Here is a 2,411-nt window from a genome sequence, read left to right on the forward strand (position 1 = left end):
CCGGCGCCACCTACAAGTACGATCCGCCGCCCGGTCGCAAGCCCGCGCTGCACGGGCGGCTGATCGAGGTGCTCGACGAGGCCACCGAGAACGAGGCGCACTGGTGCTTCCGGGCCATCGCGCACCCGAATGCCATCGCCGTGACCGCCCGGGTCAAGGCGGCGTGCACCCTGGCCGGGTTGGACCGGGACCTGCCCCAACGGCGGTTGGTCCTGCTGCGCAACGGTCCGTGGCCGACCGGGAAGCGTACGACCGAGGTGTTGACCGGTTTCGACGCGGCCGGCGGTCTGCGGTGCGCCGTGCCGGAGGCGGACCTGCGGGTCTTCGCGGCACTGCGGGTGATGGCGGCCGAGCCGTCCACGGCGTTGCAGGAGTGGCTGGTGGCCCGCCGTCCGGCCAGCGGCACCGAGCTGTTCCGGACGGTCCTGCCCGGGCCCGACGGGACGCGCGGTGCGGCCGGGTCGACGACGCCCGACGACGGCGAGCCACCGTCGGGTGGCCCCGGCCCCGACGCCGCGGACACGCCGGTCGGCGAGGTGGCAGCCGGTCAGTCGAGCAGCTCGGCGCCCGCGCCCGCGGACCCGGTCGACCCTGCTGTCGACGAGGACGGTCGGGCCGTCGGGCTGGGGCGGACCGTCGACGGTGGTCACCCGTTCACGGTGCCCCTGGAGTCGCTGCGCCGGCACGCCGTGGTGTTCGCCGGCTCGGGCTCGGGCAAGACCGTGCTCATCCGTCGGCTGGTCGAGGAGTGCGCCCGCGCGGGTGTCTCCGCGATCGTTCTCGACCCCAACAACGACCTGGCCCGGCTCGGTGACGCCTGGCCCGACCCGCCCGACGGCTGGGGCCCCGGCGACGCCGAACGGGCCACCGACTACCTCGCGCACACCGAGGTGGTGGTCTGGACGCCCCGGGTCACCGCCGGTCGGCCGCTGAGCTTCCAACCGCTGCCCGACTTCACCTCCCTGCGGGACTGGCCGGACGAGTTCGACCAGGCCGTCCGCTCCGCCGTGGAAGCGCTCGCGCCTCGGGCCGGCGTGGACCGCTCCAGCCGGCTCGCCCAGCAGGGCAAGGCCGTCCTCACCGAGGCCCTCCAGGCGTACGCGCGAAGCGGGATGGTGGGCCTGCCCGGCTTCACCGAGTTCCTCACCGACCTGCCCGACGGGGTCAGTCGGCTGGCCCGTGCCGGGAAGCTCGCCGAGGAGTTGGCCGAGGCGCTCAAGGCGGCGATGGTCACCGATCCCCTCTTCGGCGGGGTGGGCGCACCTGCCGATCCAGGGCTGCTGCTGACGCCGTCGGCCGGGCGACGGGCCCGGGTGTCGGTGATCAGCTTCGTCGGCCTCACCTCCGATCAGGAGCGGCAGAGCTTCGTCAACCAGTTGCAGATGGCGCTCTTCGCGTGGATCAAACGGCACCCCGCCGGTGACCGACCGCTGGGTGGGTTGTTCGTGATGGACGAGGCGCAGACGCTCGCGCCCTCGACCGCCACCACGGCCTGCACCGCCAGCACGATCGCGCTGGCCTCGCAGGCCCGCAAGTACGGGCTCGGGTTGGTCTTCGCCACGCAGGCGCCCAAGGGTCTGCACAACCAGATCTCCGGCAACGCGACCACGCAGTTCTTCGGGCTGCTCAACGCGCCGGCGCAGATCGACGCGGCCCGGCAGCTCGCCGAGGCCAAGGGTGGACGGCTGCCGGACATCGGCCTGCTCAACAGCGGTGAGTTCTACGCCGCCGGGGAGGGATTCTCGTTCGTCAAGGTCCGCACCCCGCTGTGCCTGACCCACCACCCGAAGGCGCCGTTGACCCCCGAGGAGGTCGTCGCCCGGGCCCGTCCGGCTGGGTAGCCTGAGGCCATGATCTTCATTACCGCCAAGTTCCGGATCCGGCCCGAGCACGCCGACCGGTGGCCGCAGATCGCCGCCGAGTTCACCGAGGCGACCCGCGCCGAGCCGGGCTGCCTGTGGTTCGACTGGTCCCGCAGTGTGGACGACCCGACCGAGTACGTGCTGGTCGAGGCGTTCCGCGACGACCAGGCCGGTGCGGCCCACGTGCAGTCCGCCCATTTCCGCGCGGCCCAGGAGACCCTTCCGCCGCACCTGGCCGAGACCCCGCGCATCGTGAACGCCACGGTGCCGCAGGAGGACTGGTCGCTGCTCGGTGAGATGGCCGTCCCCGAGGGCCGCTGACCGTCGCCGACCCGTGCGGCCCGACCCGCCGTCAGCGCAGCCGGCGGGCGGCGAAGCGGGTCGGCGGGTCGGCGATCACGTCCTGCGCCGCGATCAGCTGGATCTCCCGGGTGCCGGCCGCGACAGTCGCCTCGAGCACGGCGTAGACGGAGGCGATGGTGCGTTCCAGCGCGGTCGCGGGTGAGCCGGTCGTGCACAGGTGCGCGAGGTACAGCGCCGCGGTGACGT

Annotated in this window: 2 protein-coding genes and 1 pseudogene; 2 read left to right on the forward strand and 1 reads right to left on the reverse strand. The window is 73.5% G+C overall.

The features are described 5' to 3' along the window. On the forward strand, positions 1 to 1,841 hold a 1,841-nt coding region (locus tag KBX53_RS29710), incomplete at its 5' end, for an ATP-binding protein (RefSeq protein ID WP_210862962.1). A gap of 9 nt (positions 1,842 to 1,850) precedes the next feature. Beyond that, a complete protein-coding gene (locus tag KBX53_RS29715; protein ID WP_030336274.1) occupies positions 1,851 to 2,183 on the forward strand; it encodes a putative quinol monooxygenase in 333 nt (110 codons plus the stop codon). A 31-nt stretch (positions 2,184 to 2,214) separates the two neighbouring features. On the opposite strand, the pseudogene KBX53_RS29720 reads toward KBX53_RS29715, so the two are convergent. Continuing rightward, a pseudogene (locus KBX53_RS29720) lies at positions 2,215 to 2,411 on the reverse strand (pyridoxal kinase); the annotation flags it as partial.

This window comes from Micromonospora sp. M51 (assembly GCF_018070305.1).
In the GTDB taxonomy this organism is placed as follows: Bacteria; Actinomycetota; Actinomycetes; order Mycobacteriales; family Micromonosporaceae; genus Micromonospora; species Micromonospora parva.

Bases quoted from the DNA above. Each gene is read 5' to 3' on its own strand.
- KBX53_RS29715 (WP_030336274.1), top strand. From the start codon at position 1,851: ATGATCTTCATTACCGCCAAGTTCCGGATCCGGCCCGAGCACGCCGAC.